This is a genomic window from Pseudomonas sp. JUb42, from assembly GCF_024807945.1.
Lineage (GTDB): Bacteria > Pseudomonadota > Gammaproteobacteria > Pseudomonadales > Pseudomonadaceae > Aquipseudomonas.
Window position 1 is genome coordinate 1 of sequence record NZ_JANUFD010000017.1, and the last position, 15,241, is coordinate 15,241.

14 protein-coding genes and 1 pseudogene are annotated in these 15,241 nt (G+C 59.5%); 8 read left to right on the forward strand and 7 right to left on the reverse strand.

The genetic code is table 11. The features are described 5' to 3' along the window. The first annotated feature begins 202 nt into the window (after positions 1–202). The 4 genes from pstS (at position 203) to M2401_RS27700 (ending at position 4,218) form a co-directional block, all read left to right on the forward strand. Entirely contained in the window at positions 203–1,237 is a 1,035-nt protein-coding gene (gene pstS / locus M2401_RS27685) for a phosphate ABC transporter substrate-binding protein PstS (protein ID WP_259108519.1), read from the forward strand. 249 nt (positions 1,238–1,486) lie between these two features. Then, positions 1,487–2,419, forward strand: a complete 933-nt coding sequence (locus M2401_RS27690; RefSeq protein ID WP_259108521.1) for a class I SAM-dependent methyltransferase — start codon at positions 1,487–1,489, stop codon at positions 2,417–2,419. Between the two features lie 286 nt (positions 2,420–2,705). Continuing rightward, on the forward strand, positions 2,706–3,641 hold the full coding sequence (locus M2401_RS27695; protein ID WP_259108523.1) for a chemotaxis protein CheV: 936 nt from the start codon (positions 2,706–2,708) through the stop codon (positions 3,639–3,641). Between the two features lie 304 nt (positions 3,642–3,945). Continuing rightward, positions 3,946–4,218: a DUF2790 domain-containing protein gene (locus tag M2401_RS27700; protein ID WP_259108525.1), complete on the forward strand. Its 273-nt coding sequence runs from the start codon at positions 3,946–3,948 to the stop codon at positions 4,216–4,218. 215 nt (positions 4,219–4,433) lie between these two features. Here the strand turns inward: M2401_RS27700 and M2401_RS27705 are convergent, their stop codons facing one another. After that, positions 4,434–5,336, reverse strand: coding sequence for a LysR family transcriptional regulator (locus tag M2401_RS27705; protein WP_259108527.1), 903 nt, complete (start codon positions 5,334–5,336; stop codon positions 4,434–4,436). Between the two features lie 99 nt (positions 5,337–5,435). Between M2401_RS27705 and M2401_RS27710 the strand changes: the two genes are divergently transcribed. From M2401_RS27710 to M2401_RS27720, 3 genes are all read left to right on the forward strand, one after another. Continuing rightward, positions 5,436–6,620: an acetylornithine transaminase gene (locus M2401_RS27710; protein WP_259108537.1), complete on the forward strand. Its 1,185-nt coding sequence runs from the start codon at positions 5,436–5,438 to the stop codon at positions 6,618–6,620. 82 nt (positions 6,621–6,702) lie between these two features. Then, entirely contained in the window at positions 6,703–7,440 is a 738-nt protein-coding gene (locus tag M2401_RS27715; RefSeq protein WP_259108539.1) for an ABC transporter substrate-binding protein, read from the forward strand. A gap of 344 nt (positions 7,441–7,784) precedes the next feature. Next, positions 7,785–8,045: a DUF2790 domain-containing protein gene (locus M2401_RS27720; RefSeq protein WP_259108541.1), complete on the forward strand. Its 261-nt coding sequence runs from the start codon at positions 7,785–7,787 to the stop codon at positions 8,043–8,045. 41 nt (positions 8,046–8,086) lie between these two features. Here the strand turns inward: M2401_RS27720 and M2401_RS27725 are convergent, their stop codons facing one another. Further along, complete coding sequence (locus tag M2401_RS27725) at positions 8,087–8,959, reverse strand: LysR family transcriptional regulator (RefSeq protein ID WP_259108921.1); 873 nt, start codon at positions 8,957–8,959, stop codon at positions 8,087–8,089. A 123-nt stretch (positions 8,960–9,082) separates the two neighbouring features. Between M2401_RS27725 and M2401_RS27730 the strand changes: the two are divergent. Then, a pseudogene (locus M2401_RS27730) lies at positions 9,083–10,301 on the forward strand (YbfB/YjiJ family MFS transporter). A 103-nt stretch (positions 10,302–10,404) separates the two neighbouring features. Here the strand turns inward: M2401_RS27730 and ycaC are convergent. From ycaC to M2401_RS27755, 5 genes are all read right to left on the reverse strand, one after another. Further along, entirely contained in the window at positions 10,405–11,028 is a 624-nt protein-coding gene (gene ycaC, locus M2401_RS27735; RefSeq protein WP_259108543.1) for an isochorismate family cysteine hydrolase YcaC, read from the reverse strand. Positions 11,029–11,100: 72 nt separating this feature from the next. Continuing rightward, complete coding sequence (locus M2401_RS27740) at positions 11,101–12,939, reverse strand: amidohydrolase (RefSeq protein WP_259108544.1); 1,839 nt, start codon at positions 12,937–12,939, stop codon at positions 11,101–11,103. A gap of 39 nt (positions 12,940–12,978) precedes the next feature. Next, complete coding sequence (locus tag M2401_RS27745) at positions 12,979–13,557, reverse strand: antibiotic biosynthesis monooxygenase (RefSeq protein WP_259108546.1); 579 nt, start codon at positions 13,555–13,557, stop codon at positions 12,979–12,981. Further along, complete coding sequence (locus tag M2401_RS27750) at positions 13,550–13,966, reverse strand: DoxX family protein (RefSeq protein ID WP_259108548.1); 417 nt, start codon at positions 13,964–13,966, stop codon at positions 13,550–13,552. Before M2401_RS27750 ends, M2401_RS27745 begins: the two co-directional genes overlap by 8 nt. 259 nt (positions 13,967–14,225) lie before the next feature. After that, complete coding sequence (locus tag M2401_RS27755; protein WP_259108556.1) at positions 14,226–15,146, reverse strand: LysR family transcriptional regulator; 921 nt, start codon at positions 15,144–15,146, stop codon at positions 14,226–14,228. Positions 15,147–15,241 lie beyond the last annotated feature (95 nt).

Consider the following 15,241-nt stretch of genomic DNA (forward strand, 5'->3'; position numbering starts at 1 on the left):
CCCGCCGCCCCCGCCCCCCCCCCCCCCCACCCCCCCCCCCCACCCCCCCACCCCCCCCCCCCCCCCCCCCCCCCCCCCCACCCCACCCCCCCCCCCCCCCCCCCCCCCCCCCGCTCCCACTGACAAATCCAGTGGCGGGCAAGCGAGACCGCCCGCCCCTATTTATCCCCTTTGCCTATATTGACCGACCGGGAGTCGTCGCATGTTCGAGTTTTCCAAAACACTGATGGCCGCAAGCCTGGGCCTGGTGTTGAGTCTCACCCTTGTCAACCAGGCCAGCGCCGTAGAAGAAGTGACCGGAGCCGGATCAACTTTCGTTTATCCAATCCTCTCCAAGTGGGCGGCAGACTATAACCAGAAGACCGGCAAGCGCATCAACTACCAGGCCATCGGCTCCGGCGGCGGTATTGCCCAGATCAAGGCCGATGCCGTGGACTTCGGCGCCAGTGACATGCCGCTCAAGTCCGAAGAACTGGCCAGCCACGGCCTGGGTCAATTTCCACTGGTGATTGGCGGCGTCGTCCCGGTCATGAACCTGAGTGGTATTGCCCCGGGCACTCTGAAGTTCAGCGGCGCCGTAATGGCCGATATTTTCATGGGCAAGATCAAACAGTGGAATGACCCGGCGATCGTTGCACTCAATCCCGGCGTTACGTTGCCGAACAAGAAGATAGTCGTGGTCTACCGCTCCGATGATTCGGGCACTACTTATAACTGGGTCAACTACCTGTCCAGTGTCAGCCCAGCGTGGCAAGGCACTATCGGCAGCGGCGTGTCAGTGAAGTGGCCAACCGGTTTCGGCGCCAAGGGCAGTGAAGGCGTAGCCACTTACATCAAGCAGATGCCTGACTCCATCAGTTATCTGGAATACGCCTATATCAAACAGAACAACCTGAACTTCGGTCTGCTGCAAAACAAGGCGGGGAACTTCGTACCGCCCACCGTGGCCAGTTTCCAGGCCGCAGCGGCGGCAGCCAACTGGGACAGCGCCCAGGACTTCAATACCTCGATGATCAATGCGGCGGGTGACAATGCCTATCCGGTAACGGCGACCACCTTCGTGGTCATGCCGAAACTGGCCAAGGATCCGGAGCGGCGCAAACTGGTACTGGACTTCTTCAAGTGGTCCCTGGAAGACGGCAAGGCCCAGACCAACGCCCTTAACTTTGTGCCGCTGCCCGATGCGCTGACCCAACAGGTCGAAGCCTATTGGACAGAGAACAAGATGAGGCCGTAAATACAGTCCGAACGGCCGCGCCCATTAAGCCAGGCTGTCTAATTTCAGACAGAGGACTCGTGGGAGCCGCCTTGGTGGCGATCGAGTGCGAAGCGCTCGCAACAATGCCGGTGACCTCACCGACGCCATCGCCAGCAAGCCGGCTCCCACCCTTCATTCCAATTCATTCTGTTGGTTTATCGCAGGCCGAAGCACAAGCCGCCCGATAGGTTTAGAATGCCGCGCTCTTTTATCGACTGATGCGCCTTCATGAACTCCGAAGCACTCGCGACCCTGCACCAGCACCTGATCAGCGCCCTGATCACACCCCCTGAGGAAACCCGCCGCCTGTTCCACGGCCGTGGGCGACTGTGGGCCGGGCTTGAGCAGATCACCGTCGACTGGATGGAAGGCGTGGTGCTGGTGTCGCTGTTCCGTGAGCCGCCTGCCGACGAACTGCTCGCGTTGAAAGCGTTGCTGATGGAGCTGAGCATCTCGCAGACCTGGCGCCAGGCTCAGGCCCACACCCTGCTGTTGCAGCATCGCTATTTGCCAGACAGCACTACCGAGTGGCTGTGCGGTGAAGTGGTCAATGAATGGCTGATTCATGAGAGCGGCCTGACCTATAAGGTCGACTTCGGTAAAAAACAGAACTCCGGGCTGTTCCTCGATATGCGCTACGGCCGCGACTGGGTCCGCGCCCAGGCTCAGGGCAAGCGCATCCTCAACCTGTTCGCTTATACCTGCGGGTTTTCCGTGGCGGCCATTGCCGGTGGCGCGGAACAGGTACTGAATCTGGACATGGCCCGTGGCGCGCTGAACCGCGGTCGCGGCAACCATCGCCTGAACGACCACGATCTGAGCCGCGTCGGTTTCATGGGACATGACCTGTTCAAGTCATGGGGCATGGTGAAGAAATCCGGCCCCTATGATCTGGTAATCATCGATCCACCCTCGTTCCAGAAAGGCAGCTTCGAACTCGACAAGGATTACCGGCGTGTCCTGCGCCGCCTGCCGGAGTTGCTCACTGCCGACGGCTGCGTGCTCGCCTGCATGAACGATCCCAGCGTCGGCCCGGACTTTCTCATTGAACAGATGGCGATTGAGGCGCCCGGGCTGCATTTCGAACAACGCCTGGATAATCCGCCAGAATTTATCGACGCCGATAGTAACGGTGGCCTGAAAGCGTTGATATTTCGGTAAAAAAGCCTTTGATCCGATTATGGATAGCGCGAATAGACTTTCGCGCGATTACCAAATGCACGGGAATTCAGGAGGATTTGGATCCAAATTAATGTTTATTTTTCGCTCAATGTTTTTTTCCCGACGAATCACCTACTCTGGCCTTAACAACAGCGAAAGCGTGCCGATACACGCTAGAGTGAGCTGAAATAACTCACCTGCACACGGACCCGTGCCGCTCACCAGTGCCTGCACCTGATGCCATGATCAGCGGGCCCTGCTCACTTGAATACTGTCAGAGGTACCTATGGCCGGGATAATGGACGCTGTTAATAGTCGCACTCAATTGGTCGGCCAGAACCGCCTCGAACTATTGCTATTCAAGTTCAATGAACATCAACTCTATGGCATCAACGTATTCAAGGTCCGGGAAGTCCTTAAATGCCCGCACCTGTCCCTGATCCCAGGCTCTAACTCAAACATCTGCGGCGTTGCCAATATTCGCGGTGTGTCTATCCCGATCCTCGACCTGGCCCTGGCCACCGGCCTGCCCGGTCTCGCGGATCCGGCGTCGGCCTACGTCATCATCACCGAATACAACCGCAAGACCCAGGGCTTCCTGGTCTACTCGGTCGAGCATATCGTCAACCTCAACTGGGAAGACATCCACTCGCCACCTCGCGGCAGCGGCACCAACAACTACCTGACTGCCGTGACCAAGGTGAACGACAAACTGGTGGAAATCATCGACGTGGAGAAAGTCCTGGCCAAGGTGTCTCCTGTGGCCGAGGAAATCTCCGCCGGCGTTATCGATGAGCAGGTACAGGAAAAGGCCAAGACCATTCGCGTGCTCACCGTCGACGACTCCTCCGTGGCGCGTAAGCAGGTCAGCCGTTGCCTGGAAAAGATCGGCGTCGAAGTAGTCGCCCTGAACGACGGGCGTCAGGCCCTGGAATATCTCAAGGCCATGGTGGACGAAGGCAAGAAGCCCACCGAAGAGTTCCTGATGATGATTTCCGATATCGAGATGCCGGAAATGGACGGCTATACCCTGACTGCCGAAGTGCGCAATGACTCACGCATGCATGGCTTGCATATTGTCCTGCACAGTTCGCTGTCCGGGGTATTCAACCAGGCCATGGTGAAGAAAGTCGGGGCCAATGATTTTCTCGCCAAGTTCCACCCGGATGACTTGGCACAACGGGTAATTGATCACATGAACCTGCGCTTTCCAAACCAGTAATCAAACAGCGTCGTGGATAATCGAGCCATAAAGGGTCGATTATCCATTTCTTAAAAACCGAAGTGTCGACCAAAGTCTACTATCCCGCCCTTTCTCTCGGCTGATGCGAATAACCCACTCGGGATTGTTGCAGCTTTTGCAAAAAGTGTTTATCAAAAACACCTCTACCCCTCTTTCTTTCGGCGCCCTACCATTCGCGCCATGAAAACGCCTGACGACAAAAGACCCTCTCAGAATAAAACAGACAACTAACAGTCTCGTCACTTGCGCGACCGATTTATTATCACTGCCAAGGAAAACTGTAATGAACGTTAACGCCCTGCTGATCGCGGCCGCTGTCTCCTGCCTAAGTATTTCCGCCATGGCCGATGACACAACAGCGCATCAGCCAGTGCAGGATGTTGTTGCGCAAGACTATACCTACGGTATGAACCTGGATATTCATAAAGTTATTTCAACCACGGAAGTGGCCAATGTCTGCGCCGTTGTCCCAATGGAAATGACTTACGAGGATTCCCGGGGCCAGCGTCATATCCTCAAGTATCAAGTCATGGGCAATGGCTGTTCGAACGGCTGAACACCGGTGAGAAAGAATAAGCTACCGCTCTTTATGCCCTGAATAATATGCACGACGAGAGCGAACCTTGTGCAGGGCGAACCTTGTGGGAGCGAATTCATTCGCGAATGCGGTATTTCAGACGATGACTGTCTATCGGATGTACCGGCCTCTTCGCGAATGAATTCGCTCCCACGAAATCGCTCCCACAATGTTCGCTCCCATACACACCCAGCTTACTTGCCCCACAAACTCATCGCATGATCAACAAAGTGTTTGAGTTTGGGCAGCCGATAACGATCCGGCGAATACACCAGATGCATGGGTCGGCTGGGCGGCTGATAGCCCGGCAGTAGATCGATCAAACGCCCCTCGCGTATATCCGGCAATACCAGCGCATCCGGCAGCATCACCACGCCCATCCCGGCCAGGGCTGCCCGATGCAGGCCCGCCGAGCTATTGATTACTAGCGATCCATTGACCGGCACGAAGATATCGCCGTCAGGACTGCTGAACTGCCATTGCTTGATCACCGAACTCCAGTCATCTCCCGCCGGGTAGGCAAAGGCCAGGCAGTTATGTTCCTGCAGGTCCTCGGGGTGGCTGGGCGTGCCGTTGCGTTGCAGGTATTCGGGTGAGGCGCAGATCTTCAGGACGTAGTCCTCCAGCGGCCGGGCAATCAGCCCCGGTGCTTCCACGGCGCCAAGGCGCACCGCCACATCGAAGCTGTTACCGATCAGATCCGGGCGCTGGTTAGTCAGCACCACGTCCAGTTTGACCTGAGGATAGCGTTGGGAATATTCGCTCAGGGCCGGGGCCAGACGCTCCGAGCCGAAGGTCAGTGGCGCGGTGATGCGCAACGTGCCCTGGGGCTCGCCCTGCTGCTGTTCGGCAAGACGCTCGGAGTCCGCCACCAGTCCAAGCACTTCCTGACAACGCTGGTAATACGCGGTGCCGAACTCTGTCAGGCTTTGCCGCCGGGTGGTGCGATTCAACAGGCTGACGCCCAGACGCTGCTCCAGCGCCCGCAGATGATTGCCCACCATGGTCGTGGACATCCCGCAGTGCTGGGCCGCTGCAGTCATGCTGCCGCCCTCCACCACTTTTATGTAAACCGTCATCGCCTGGAACAGATCCATTATCAATCCTGGATTTAAAATGTTTGAACAATACCAGTGTTTATCCATCATGACTGGCTAACGATACTGCAAGCTCACATCCTCAAGGAGCTTGATCCCATGTCCACCGCCTGCCTGATGACCACTTACCAACCTCTGCCGCTGTGCTTCGAGCGCGGTCTGGGCAGCCGTCTGTGGGATCAGGACGGCCGTGAATACCTGGACGCCGTGGCTGGCGTGGCGGTGACCAATGTCGGCCACAGCCATCCCGACGTGGTCGAAGCGATCCGCGATCAGGCCGGCCTACTGTTGCACACCTCCAATCTGTACAGCATTGACTGGCAGCAACGGCTTGCGCAAAAGCTGACCGAACTGTCCGGCATGGAACGGGCGTTCTTCAATAACTCGGGGGCCGAAGCCAATGAAACCGCGTTGAAACTGGCGCGGCTGTTTGCCTGGCATAAAGGTGTCGAGAAGCCGCTGATCGTGGTCATGGGCAATGCTTTCCATGGCCGCACCCTGGGTACGCTGTCGGCCAGCGACGGCCCGGCGGTGCGGGTGGGTTTCAACTCACTGCCGGGGGACTTCCTGAAAGTGCCGTTCGGTGATCTGGACGCCCTGGACCACGCCTGTGAAACCTGGGGCTCGCGCATCGTCGCCGTACTGCTGGAACCGATCCAGGGCGAGAGCGGCGTGCAGACCGCGCCCGCCGGTTACCTCAAGGCCCTGCGCGAGCGTTGCAACCGGCGCAACTGGCTGCTGATGCTCGATGAAATCCAGACCGGTCTGGGCCGAACCGGCCAGTGGTTTGCCTTTCAACATGAAGGGGTAGTGCCGGACGTGATGACCCTGGCCAAAGGCCTGGGCAACGGCATCCCCATCGGTGCGTGCCTGGCCAGGGGCAAGGCCGCGCAATTGTTTACCCCCGGCAGTCACGGCAGCACCTTCGGCGGCAACCCCTTCGCCTGCCGTGTGGCCTGCACCGTACTGGATGTGATCGAACGGCAAGGTCTGGTTGATAATGCCCGGATTCAGGGCGAACGGCTGCTCAGCGGTCTGCAGGCGGCATTGGCTGAACATCCTGGGGTGGTGGCAATTCGGGGTCAGGGCTTGATGATCGGCATCGAATTGGGCAAGCCCTGTCGCGATCTGGCACTGATTGCAGCACGCGACCATGGGCTGCTGATCAATATTACCCGCAGCACGACCATTCGCCTGTTGCCGCCGCTGATCATCGATGAACAGGACGTCGACAGCATCATCAGCGGCGTCTGCAAGACCCTGGAAACAGCCTGGGGTGCCTGAAAACGGGCAAAGTGTGCGGCACTGCTTCATGGCGGTTACAGGTTGCGCTAACCTGCCCTCACGATTTCTATGAGGGGACACCATGAGTCAAGTGCCAGCCACTTCCCGGATGCTGTATGAACTGGCCCCGAGCGGGACTTTGCGGGTAGCGATCAACCTTGGTAACCCGGTGCTTGCTCAGCCCGGCCCGGTCGGTGGCGACCCGCTTGGCGTCTCGGTGGAGCTGGCCCGGGCCCTGGCCAAGCAATTGGGCCTGCCTCTGCGTCTGATCACCTTTGACGCAGCGGGCAAGGTCTTCGCCGCGCTCAGCCAGGACCAATGGGACCTGGCCTTTCTCGCGATTGAGCCCGAACGCGCCGAGCAACTGGCGTTCTCCAGACCCTACGTGACCATCGAAGGCACTTATCTCGTTCGCCGCGAAAGTCCTGACCAACATACTCGTGACCTCGATCAGCCGGGGCGACGCATCGCCGTCGGCCACGGTGCCGCTTATGATCTCTTTCTGTCACGCACGCTGGCCCACGCCGACCTGATTCGCGGCCCGACCTCCGCCGCCGCCGTGGACCTGTTCCTCGAACGCGCCCTTGATGCCGCTGCCGGCGTACGCCAGCCGCTGGAACAGATCGCCAAGGCCCACCCGCAAGTCAGGGTGCTGGCGGACAGTTTTACCGAGATCCGCCAGGCCATGGCCGTGCCCAGGGAGCGTGAGCTGGCTGCTGCTTATATCGACAGCTTTGTCGAGGAACAGATTCGCAATGGCTTTGTGGCCAAGGGCCTGGAGTTCAGTGGTCAGAGGGATGTGCAGGTGCCTGCGCCGTAATCCTCCCGCGTTTTCGGCGCAACAAACACAGGACCGTAGGACCGGCTTTAGCCGGGAGGAAGCTCTCGCGGCTAAAGCCGCTCCTATGGAAAAAGAGAGGTATCGGCCGTACCAAAGTCCTCCTGACTAAAGCCAGTCCTACATTATTGCCCGGCATCAATTAAACTTGTTTCATGAACTAAAGTTTAACCCTCCTATCCCGCTGCCTTACAAAGAAAAATCATTTATAAAATAATGTTTATCAGTTTATAAAACTTAATCCGATAGACACTTCCAACGCTCAGTCCTAGCCTGTTTCTACGCACTGTTAATTATCAACTTCCCGCGCAGAATGAGGTGTCACCATGAAAAAGTTCCTGTTCGCCACTGCAATGATCTTTGCCGCCGGCCATGCCATGGCTGCCGAATCAACTAATAACAGCACGCCTGTTACCGAGCCGTACCACTACGGCACCCATCTGGATATCGCCAAGGTGATTTCCGTCAGCCGCAGCCATAACGACTGCGAAGTGGGCACCCAGCGCATGGTCTATGTCGACTCCCAGGGCGCGGAGCACGCCATTCGTTATGACGTGGTGGATAACGGCAACGGCTGCAATAGCTGAGAACAAATGGATGGCGTGCCCGCGTCATGGGCACGCCCCAGTCAGATCAAAGCACCAAAGGCTTCAACGATCTTGTCGATCACCACCCGCACCCGTGCGGTATGGCGCAGATCCTGATGGGTCACCAGCCAGACATCGTAGGTCGTCCCCCGGCTGCGTTCCGGCCACAGTCGCAGCAAGCCATCCAGTTCGCCCAGACGCACCGGCAGTTCACCGACACCGACGCCCGCAGCGATGGCCCGACGCATCATCAGGCCCGAGCTTACGGTTGCCGCAATGCGCCCACGGGTGATTGGCTCGGCCGCCAGCGTCACCGGCTTGCCACTGTCCAGATAGGGCTGATAAATCACCATATCGTGCCCGGCAAAAGCCTCTCCCTGCACCGGCTCACCATATTGTTCGACATAACCCGGCGCGGCATACAGCGCCAACGGCCATTTAGCGATACAGCGTGCCACCAGGTCGGGGTTCTCCGGCTTCTGGTTGCGGATGGCGATATCTGCTTCACGTCGCGAAAGGCTTAAAATCTGTGATGAAGCATCCAGACGTACCCGCACATCCGGGTGTTCTCGATGGACACTGGCAATGGCCGGAATCACGAAGTCCACGGCCAGGGAGTCGGTGGTAGTGATCCGCACCTCGCCACTGAGGCGGTTGTCCAGGCCCTGGATCTGCCGCTGCAATTCCAGGGCTGCGCCTTCCATCAACTGCGCCGAGGCGTAGGCCGCTTCCCCCGGTGCGGTCAGCACATAGCCTTCGGAGGTGCGCAGGAACAGGGTGGTGCCCAGGTCCTTTTCCAGGGCATTGATGCGGCGCCCGACGGTGGCCTGATCCACCCCCAGCAGGCGCCCGGCGCCGCGCAGTGTCGCCTGGCGGCAGACCGCCAGAAAGATTCGCGTATCGTCCCAGTTCATAAATTCCCTGCGATGCATTTCTGCATCCCTGAAGCGTGAATTAACAGCGAGCCTGCATCATCGATCATGGTTAACCTGATGCCAATCCGTCGTTTTCAACGACCACTCTTTGGACATCGAACCATGACTCCGAAAACCGCTCCTCTGGCCGCCTCGCGCAATGCGATGTGGCTGCATATATTCGCTGGCCTGTGTGCCAGTCTGGTCAGTATCGGCCTGGCGCGCTTTGCCTATACGCCGTTGATTCCTTCGCTGATCCAGGCCCACTGGTTTTCCGCTGCCGACGTGATCTACCTCGGTGCCGCCAACCTGATCGGCTATCTGATCGGCGCCCTCACCGGCCGACCCATCGCCAAACGGCTGTCCAACAGCCACACACTGCGCCTGATGATGTTGTTGGTCACGGCGTCGTTCTTTGCCTGTGCCTTTCCCCTGTCGATCAGCTGGTTCTTCGGCTGGCGTCTGGTGTCCGGCATCGCCGGTGGCGCGATCATGGTACTGGTGGCCGCGACCGTGATTCCCCATGTGCCTGCGGCCCGTAAAGGCCTGGCCAGTGGCGCGATCTTCCTCGGTGTCGGCGTCGGCATTGCCGGTTCCGGGACCATAGTGCCCCTGCTGTTGTCCCTGGGACTGCACGATGCCTGGATCGGCCTTGGCTTTGTCGCCCTGCTGCTGACCGCCCTGAGCTGGTTCGGCTGGCCCTCCCGTGAAGCGGCCGCAGCCGTTGCCACACCGGCCCCGGAAAAAACTGAAAAGGTACAACCGCTGGGCGCGGCCATGTACCTGCTGTTCGGTCAGTATGCCTTGATGGCGGTGGGCCTGGTGCCGGCCATGGTCTTTCTGGTGGATTACATCACCCGTGGCCTGGGCGCCAGTGCCCATGTCGGGGCGCTGATCTGGATCATGTACGGCGTCGGCTCGATCCTTGGCCCGGTGGTATATGGCTGGCTCGCCGACCGTTTCGGCGCGCGCCCTTCGATTCGTCTGGTATTGCTGGTGCAAGCGATAGCCGTGAGCCTGCTCTGCGTGAGTTCGTCTTATTGGGTATTGGCCTTGCTGGCCGTGATCATCGGTTCGTTCCCGCCGGGCATCGTGCCCCTGGCCCTGGCGCGGGTGCATGAGCTGGTGCCGCATCATCACCAGCAGCAACTGGCCTGGAGCCGTGCCACCGTATCGTTCGCCACCTTTCAGGCGCTGGCCGGGTATGCCAGTTCGGCGATCTTCAACGCTACAGGGGGGTCAGCATGTGCTGTTGTTCGTGATGGCGAGTGTGGCGATTGTCATCGCCCTGGTGGCGGACCTGATCATGCCGCTGCGGGCGCGGCAGACGCAGACCGCGTAAAGACCGGCATACCGCGTCAAGACGTTCGCGGGCAAGCCTCGCTCCAACGGGATAACTCAGATCCGTTGGAGCGAGGCTTGCCCGCGAAGCATCCGGACTGTTGTTACTTATTGAACGCCGAGTAGCTGTTCATCAGGTTGCGGTAGTTCGGAATGCGCGGCGACAGCAGGTTGGCCAGGCCTTCCATGTCGTTGCGCCAGTCAACCTGCAGCTCGCAGGCAACCGAGAACCAGTTGACCAGTTGCGCACCGGCAGCGCTCATGCGAGCCCAGGAAGCGCGCTGTACGGTCTCGTTGAAGGTGCCGGAAGCGTCAGTCACGACAAACACTTCGAAACCTTCAGCCAGGGCCGACAGGGTTGGGAACGCCACGCAGACGTCAGTCACGACACCGGCGATGATCAGTTGCTTGCGACCGGTCGCTTTAACAGCCTTGACGAAATCTTCGTTGTCCCAGGCGTTGATCTGGCCAGGGCGCGGGATGTACGGCGCATCCGGGAACAGCTCTTTGAGCTCTGGAACCAGCGGGCCGTTGGGGCCGGTTTCGAAGCTGGTGGTGAGGATGGTCGGCAGCTTGAAGAACTTGGCAAGATCCGCCAGGGCCAGCACGTTGTTCTTGAACTCGTTGGGCGAGAAGTCCTGCACCAGGGAGATCAGGCCGGTCTGGTGATCGACCAACAGAACGACGGCGTCATCTTTGTTGATACGCTTCCAAGGGGTGAGGCTCATGGTTTTCTCCTTTCGAGGGGTCTTGCAAATGACGCCGCCACACGCAAGGCGACAGCGTCAGGTGGGTAACAATCAGAATGCGAAACAGGAACAGCCAAACGCGCCCCAGAAACCCTGGAAGTCGCTGACCGGCACACTCGACATGCGCGCCTTGTCATGGCTGTGGGAGTGCACGCCGCAGGGACCGCTGCACTGGTGAACCTGGGCCTGCATAGGCGAGGAAGCACGCCAGTGACCTGGCACCTTGACCACCGGCGACCAGTCCGGCAGCACCGGCAATGCGGTCGGCGCCAGGTTCTCGAAATCGCCGTCGCCGTAGACCACACGGCCATTGACCACGGTGAGCACCGACTCGATGCCCTTGATGTCTTCTTCGGCCACGGTGAAATAGTCCGCCGACAGCGCCACCACATCGGCCAGTTGACCGACCTTGATCTGGCCTTTCTTGCCTTGCTCCGACGAGAACCAGGCGCTGCCGTGGGTGTACAGCTCCAGCGCGGTGGCGCGGGACAGGCCTTCCGGATACAGGGCCAGGCCACCGACGGTGCGACCGCTGACCATCCAGTACAGCGAAGTCCAGGGGTTGTAACTCGACACTCGGGTGGCGTCTGTACCGGCGCCCACCGGTACGCCTTCGGCGAGCATGCGTTTGATCGGTGGCGTGTGTTCAGCGGCTTTCTTGCCGTAGCGATCGACGAAGTACTCACCCTGGAACGCCATACGGTCCTGAATGGCAATGCCGCCGCCCAGCGCTTTTACGCGCTCGATGTTCTTCGGCGTGATGGTTTCGCAATGGTCGAAGAACCACGGCAGACCGGCGAACGGAATGTCCAGGTTGACCTTCTCGAACACGTCGAGCATGCGCGAGATGGATTCGTCATAGGTGGCGTGCAGGCGGAACGGCCAGCGATGCTCGACCAGATGACGCACCACAGGCTCCAGATCCTGCTCCATACCGGCAGGCAGGTCCGGGCGCGGCTCGAGGAAGTCTTCGAAGTCGGCAGCCGAAAAGGTCAGCATCTCGCCCGCGCCGTTGTGGCGCAGGAAGTCGTCGCCCTGATGCAGGGTGACGGTGCTGGTCCAGTTCTTGAAATCGGTGAGTTCTTCTTTCGGCTTTTGGGTAAACAGGTTGTAGGCGATGCGTACGGTCAGTTGCTTTTCCTTGGCCAACTGCTCGATCACCGCATAGTCATCGGGGTAGTTCTGGAAACCGCCGCCGGCGTCGATGGCACTGGTCACGCCCAGGCGATTGAGCTCACGCATGAACTGGCGAGTGGAGTTGACTTGATATTCCAGCGGCAACTTAGGCCCCTTGGCCAGGGTCGAGTACAGAATCATCGCGTTGGGCTTGGCCACCAGCATGCCGGTCGGATCGCCATTGGCATCACGCTGGATCTCGCCGCCCGGCGGGTTCGGCGTATCGCGGGTATAACCGGCCACGCGCAAGGCGGCGCGGTTAAGCAGCGCACGGTCGTACAGGTGCAAAACGAAAACCGGAGTATCGGGCGCAGCCTGGTTCAGTTCTTCCAGGGTCGGCATGCGCTTTTCAGCAAACTGAAATTCGTTCCAGCCGCCCACCACACGTACCCATTGCGGGGTCGGCGTACGGTCGGCCTGGGCCTTGAGCATGCGCAGGGCATCGGCCAGGGACGGCACGCCTTCCCAGCGCAGTTCCAGGTTATAGTTCAGACCGCCGCGAATCAGGTGCAGGTGCGAGTCGTTGAGACCCGGAATCACCCGGCGGCCCTTGAGGTCGATGACCTGGGTCGCACTGCCGCGCAGGGCCATGACTTCGGCTTCGGTGCCGACGGCAATGAAACGGCCGTCGCTGATGGCAACCGCGTCAGCCTTGGGTTTTTCGCGGTCGACCGTATGAAAATTACCGTTAAACAGAATCAGCTCAGCATTCATGACAGTTCCTTCGACTGGAGTGAAAAGACAGAAACAGCATCATTGGTCCTGGCGCGCCGTCAGCCAGGGCGCAAACAGACGCGTGGCCAGGGGCATGCACAGGTAGACCACCAGCAGGACAATGGTCGCGGTGATCAGGATGTTGCTGACCAGGTAGCTGGACAGGATGGCGTGCAGAGAAAACACCGGCCCCCAGAGCAGCGGGATCAGCATGCTCAGGGGCAGGATCACCAGGAAACTCACCACGGCCTGCTTCCAGCGCGGCGGCTGTGGCGCGTCTTCACTTGGGTTGAACCAGAACTGGCTGTCGGTGTTGACCTCGGTGACATCGCCATCGGCAAGTAAAGGCGCCACTTCTTTGATCAACTCTCGACGTTCGTCGGAATCGAGCCAGCGTTGCATGGCCTCAGTGGTACTGAAGCGCAGCACACTGGTGAACAGATGCAGGCCACCGGCCTTGCCCCGTACCACGTCGACGCCCAGATGGCCGTGATAACCCGCAGCGATACCGACGACCCGGCGCAGCCAGGCTTCATATTGGTCCTCGGAGCCAGCCCTGATCCGGTGCTTGATCAGCAGCGTGACCGTTTCCTGATTGAACGGCGTGGTGTCAGACATTGCGAAGCACTCCGGGCAAACGTGCGTTGAGGGCGAACCGACCCGGCCCGGCGATCAACAAAGTGGTAAAAACCATCAGCAGCAGCCAGCCGAACTGGCCCTGCTCCAGACTCCACTCCGGATGCACCACCCACAACGCAACCCCGAGAAGAAACAGAATAGGCAAGCAGGACAATCGCGCCAGCAGGCCGACAGCGATAAACAGCGGACAAATGACTTCGGCGAAAATCGCCAGGATCAGGGTGAGATTGGCACCCAGATGGAAAGGGTCTTCGATGCTCAGTAACTGATTACTGTAGTCCAGCAACTTGGGCAGGCCGTGGACCTTAAGCAGAAACAGCGCGCCGCTGAGCCGAAGAAACAACAGGCCCAGGTCATGGGCCATGGCTGTTGATGGGGAGTCTTTCATTGCGCACCCGTCTGTCCTTGAGGCCCGCTCCTTTCAGAGCGGACTTATTTTCAGACTCGATTGTGCAAGGGGTGGGCATGGGGAGATTGAATGGTTGTGCTTTTTCAGAGACCTGGCGAGCGAGCATCCTGACACCACCCACCTGTGGGACCGGCTTTAGCCGGGAAGACATTGGTGCGGGCGCTAGAAATTTATCGATCTTACCTACGCCTTCCCGGCTAACGCCGGTCCCACATTAGGGCTGCGAATACAATTGGAATCAGGCCTGGTCAACCAAGGCTCCGGACATGAACTGGCTGATCCGCGAGCGCAGCCAGCGTTCGGCCGGGTCGTTGTCATGCACCCCGCTCCAGACCATGGACAACTCGGCAGCGACAATTGGAAACGGCGGTTCGTCGGCACGCAGGGCGCAGCCTTCGACCAGGGCACAGGCGGCATAATCCGGCACGGTAGCGATCAGTTCGGTGCCCGCCAGCAAGGCGCGCAGACCGTTGAACTGCGGTACACCCAACACCACCTTGCGCGAACGGCCGACCTTGGCCAGATCCAGGTCGATATTGCCGCTCAGATCACCAGAGAACGAGACCATGGCGTGGGGGCGTTCGCAGTATTCATCCAGGGTCAGGGCGCCGGGCCGGGAGTCACCGCGCAGCACCTTGCAGGTGATATCGCGCAGCTTCTTGCGCTTGGCATTGGCGGGCAGATCGGTGGTGTAGCTGACACCCACGGAAATTTCCCCGGAGGCCAGCATGGACGGCATCAGCAGGTAGTTGGCCCGGCGCACGACGATAATGATATTGGGCGCCTCTTCACGCAGCTGTGTCAGCAGCGGCGGTAACAGGCCGAATTCGGCGTCATCGGACAGACCGATGCGAAAGACCTCGCAACTGGTCGAGGGATCGAAATCCTTGGCCCGGCTCACCGCGCCGGAAATGGTATCCAGGGCGGGCTGGATTTCCTTGAGGATATCCAGCGCCCGCGCCGTCGGCTCCATACCCCGGCCATTGCGCAGCAACAGCGGATCGTCGAACAGATCACGCAGACGGGCCAGCGCGGCACTGACCGCTGGCTGCCCCATGAACAGCTTCTCGGCGACACGGGTCAGATTGCGCTCGAACATCAGCGCTTCAAAGATCACCAGCAGGTTGAGGTCGACACGGCGCAGATCGTTGCGGTTCATGGAGAGGTCCAGGTCTGAAAGATGTGAAGGCAAACCGTGAAAACTGTGGCGGTGAATCTTGTGGGAGCAAACGGTGGAAGCAGATTCTGTGGGAG

Coding starts and splice junctions, on each gene's coding strand:
- pstS (WP_259108519.1), top strand. CDS start 203: ATGTTCGAGTTTTCCAAAACACTGATGGCCGCAAGCCTGGGCCTGGTG.
- M2401_RS27690 (WP_259108521.1), top strand. CDS start 1,487: ATGAACTCCGAAGCACTCGCGACCCTGCACCAGCACCTGATCAGCGCC.
- M2401_RS27695 (WP_259108523.1), top strand. CDS start 2,706: ATGGCCGGGATAATGGACGCTGTTAATAGTCGCACTCAATTGGTCGGC.
- M2401_RS27700 (WP_259108525.1), top strand. CDS start 3,946: ATGAACGTTAACGCCCTGCTGATCGCGGCCGCTGTCTCCTGCCTAAGT.
- M2401_RS27705 (WP_259108527.1), bottom strand. CDS start 5,336: ATGGATCTGTTCCAGGCGATGACGGTTTACATAAAAGTGGTGGAGGGC.
- M2401_RS27710 (WP_259108537.1), top strand. CDS start 5,436: ATGTCCACCGCCTGCCTGATGACCACTTACCAACCTCTGCCGCTGTGC.
- M2401_RS27715 (WP_259108539.1), top strand. CDS start 6,703: ATGAGTCAAGTGCCAGCCACTTCCCGGATGCTGTATGAACTGGCCCCG.
- M2401_RS27720 (WP_259108541.1), top strand. CDS start 7,785: ATGAAAAAGTTCCTGTTCGCCACTGCAATGATCTTTGCCGCCGGCCAT.
- M2401_RS27725 (WP_259108921.1), bottom strand. CDS start 8,959: ATGAACTGGGACGATACGCGAATCTTTCTGGCGGTCTGCCGCCAGGCG.
- ycaC (WP_259108543.1), bottom strand. CDS start 11,028: ATGAGCCTCACCCCTTGGAAGCGTATCAACAAAGATGACGCCGTCGTT.
- M2401_RS27740 (WP_259108544.1), bottom strand. CDS start 12,939: ATGAATGCTGAGCTGATTCTGTTTAACGGTAATTTTCATACGGTCGAC.
- M2401_RS27745 (WP_259108546.1), bottom strand. CDS start 13,557: ATGTCTGACACCACGCCGTTCAATCAGGAAACGGTCACGCTGCTGATC.
- M2401_RS27750 (WP_259108548.1), bottom strand. CDS start 13,966: ATGAAAGACTCCCCATCAACAGCCATGGCCCATGACCTGGGCCTGTTG.
- M2401_RS27755 (WP_259108556.1), bottom strand. CDS start 15,146: ATGAACCGCAACGATCTGCGCCGTGTCGACCTCAACCTGCTGGTGATC.